At 62.6% G+C, this 3,277-nt stretch carries 3 protein-coding genes; all 3 read right to left on the reverse strand.

Annotation, left to right across the window (positions count from 1 at the left end; all coding sequences use genetic code 11):
* Positions 1 to 380: NADH-quinone oxidoreductase subunit B family protein (locus AWB68_RS43440; protein WP_087650255.1), on the reverse strand; the 380-nt coding region annotated here is incomplete at its 3' end.
* Entirely contained in the window at positions 380 to 1,942 is a 1,563-nt protein-coding gene (locus tag AWB68_RS43445; protein ID WP_087650256.1) for a hydrogenase large subunit, read from the reverse strand. The genes AWB68_RS43440 and AWB68_RS43445, both read right to left, overlap by 1 nt.
* Before the next feature lie 3 nt (positions 1,943 to 1,945).
* A partial coding sequence (locus tag AWB68_RS43450; RefSeq protein ID WP_087650257.1) for a hydrogenase 4 subunit F occupies positions 1,946 to 3,277 on the reverse strand: 1,332 nt, incomplete at its 5' end.

Below are 3,277 nucleotides of genomic sequence, written 5' to 3' on the forward strand. Positions count from 1 at the left end.
ATGCCACCGGTGCAGCCGCACTCGCCAACTGCGACGACCAGCTTCGGATGGGGCGTCGCTTCGTATGCCCGCAGCACCGCTTCCTTCATGTTCAGCGTCATCGGGCCAGTGACGATCAGCATGTCGGCATGGCGGGGACTCGCGACGAACCGGATACCCAGGCCCTCGATGTTGTAGTAGGGATTGTTGAGCGCATGGATTTCAAGTTCGCAGCCGTTGCAGGAGCCCGCATCGACCTCGCGAATGCACAGCGCCCGGCCGAGCACGTCGAGTATTTCCTGCTGGATCCGGTGGCCTTCAGCCCGCCATGCGTCATCGCCCTCGGGCACGCGCAGTGTCGGCGTGCCGGTTGTCGCGATCTGTTTGAGAAGTTGCCACATTACAGGTCGTGTCCCGCGTAGTTCAGATTGAAGGACTTATTGATCAGCGGGAAATCGGGAACGATATTGCCGATGATCGCGTGCTCCAGGGCTGGCCAGTTCTGCCACGACGGATCATGGCAATGGCAGCGTGCGATGGTGCCGTCGGCTCCAGTCTCGATCGCGACGAACACGTCGCCCCGCCAACCCTCGATCCAGCCCACGCCATAGGACGGCGAGCTTCCGTGCTCGACCCCAGAGATAGTCGCTCCGTCCGGCAGATTGGTGAGCAGGGTGCGAATCAGCCGGATGGACTCGTAGATCTCGCCGAAACGAGCCGCGACGCGGGCCGCTACGTCGCCCCGTTCGTCGCTGACCATCTGCACCTGAACCTCATGGTAGGGCGCGTAAGGATGATCGACCCGCACGTCGATTTTCCGGCCACTTGCACGGGCGACCAGCCCGCACACGCCGAAGTGCTCCGCCACTTTTGCGGAGAGGATGCCCGTCCCTGCAAAGCGATCCTGCAGCCCTGACTGGTCGTCGTAAATGCTCTGCATCACACGAACCTGCGCGTCGATCTGGTCGCACTGCGTCAGTATCGCGGTGATGAAGCGCGCATCCAGGTCCGTCGATGTCCCCCCAGGAACGATCCGATCCATTAAATAGCGATGTCCGAAAGCCTGATTGTTCAGACGTAGCCAGTCCTCTTTCAGACGGGAAAACTGTGCGAGGCCATACGCGAACCCCGCGTCGTTGCCGAGCGCTCCAAGATCACCCAGATGGTTGGCAATGCGCTCGCGCTCGAGCAACAGCGCGCGCAGCCACTGCGCGCGTGGCGGAATCCGCCCATTCAACGCGCGCTCGACCGCCATGCAATAGGCCCATGTAAAGGCGACCGTGGTGTCTCCGGCGATGCGTCCTGCGAGACGGTGTCCGTCGAGTGCGGGCACGTGCTCGAACAGCCGCTCGATTCCCCGGTGCGCATAGCCCAGCCGCTCCTCAAGGCGCAACACCTTTTCGCCGACGACCGAGAAGCGGAAGTGTCCGGGCTCGATCACGCCTGCGTGGATCGGACCGACGGCAATCTCGTGGACACCGTCACCGTCGACGTGGACGAACGGATAGTCCGCTTCCTGGGATTGAAACCACTCGGTCCCGGAGGACAATTTCTGCAATGGAAAGTAATCGGCAGGCCAGTTGCCATGATTCAGCCACGGCCGTGTATCTTCGGCGCCGATGGCGCGTAGCCCGATCAGATCGTAGACGGCCCGTTGCATGCGTGTCGCGCACGGAAAAGTCGTTGATATATCCGGGTATCCGCCGCTGTCCCCATGTCCGTCGCCTACCGGCGACTGAAGCCACAGGATGCCGTCTTCCAGTGCATACGCAGCGCAGATCGCGAATGTGCCCGCCGGCTCTTCGGCACCCCACAGGGAGATCAGACGGCCACCCGCCTCGCGCACCGTGCCGGCGGTGCGGGCCCACGTGTCATGATCGACCCGTGCGAGAAAAGCCGACGACCTGCCCGCAAAAACGGACAGGCGAACCAGGTCAGGAAAATCGAATGCCTCGATGCGCATGTGTCACCCGGCGATCATGGCCGCCGCCTGCCGATACCACGTCGCAAGATAGGGCGGAATGTAGAGCCCGAGCATCAAGCCGATGCCGAGATGGACGAACACGGGCAGCAACGCCGGCGGGTGTTCGAGAACTTTCGCTGTCGTGTCGCCGAACACCATGCCCTGCACGCGCACGAAGATGGCCGCGAACGCCACAGCGAGCGCGAGCAACAGGAACGGCGTGGCCCACGGGAGTTCGCTCATCGCGGTGGTCAGGATCAGGAACTCGCTTGCGAAGACGCCGAATGGCGGCATGCCGAGAATCGCGAGCGCGCCGAGCATCATGCCCCAACCAACGGTTGGGCTCACGCGCAACAGGCCTCGGATGTCGTCGATCGCCTGGGTGCCGGCCTTCTGGGCCGCATGTCCGACAGTGAAGAAGATGGCCGACTTCACCAGCGAATGGACCGTCATGTGGAGCAGACCCGCGAAGGTCGCGACGGGGCCGCCAAGCCCGAATGCAAACGTCATCAGACCCATGTGCTCGATCGACGAATACGAAAAGAGTCGCTTGACGTCTTTCTGCCGGAATAGCGAAAAGGTCGCGATCAGTACCGAGACCAGTCCGAAGCCGACCAGCAGGTGTCCCGGCAGGCCATTCTGGAGTGCGCCATCGGCCAGGACCTTGCAGCGCAGGACCGCATAGAGCGCAACATTGAGTAGCAGGCCGGATAGCACGGCCGAAATTGGCGTAGGGCCCTCGGCATGTGCGTCGGGGAGCCAGTTGTGCATGGGCACGAGGCCGACCTTCGTGCCATAGCCGATCAGCAGAAACACGAACGCGAGCGAAATGATGGTGGGGTCGAGACCGCCCTTGACTGCGTTCAGACTGCTCCAAAGCAGCGCTTCGTCGCCGCCGAGTCTCCGGCTCGCGGCAAGATAGAGCAGGATCGTGCCGAACAGCGCCTGTGCGATGCCGACGCCGCACAGGATGAAGTACTTCCATGCGGCTTCGAGGCTTGCCGCGGTGCGATATACGCTGACCAGAAGCACCGTCGCGAGCGTGGCGGCTTCCATGGCAACCCAGAGGATGCCCATGTTATTGGTGAGCAGCGCGAGCAGCATCGCGAAGATGAACAACTGATACATGCTGTGGTAGAGGCGCATGCGAGGCGCAGTCATTTTGCCGCGGTCACGCTCGATGCGCATGTATGACCTCGAGAAGATCGACGTGGTCCATCCGACGAAGGCCGTCAGTGCGACCAGGAACACGTTGAGCGGATCGACGAAGAACAGCTTGCCCAGCGCGAACGCGGGCCCGTGCGCCACTGTTTGCACGGCGAGCAGCGTGGCGGC

Origin of the sequence: Caballeronia choica (genome assembly GCF_001544535.1) — a bacterium.
GTDB lineage: Bacteria > Pseudomonadota > Gammaproteobacteria > Burkholderiales > Burkholderiaceae > Caballeronia > Caballeronia choica.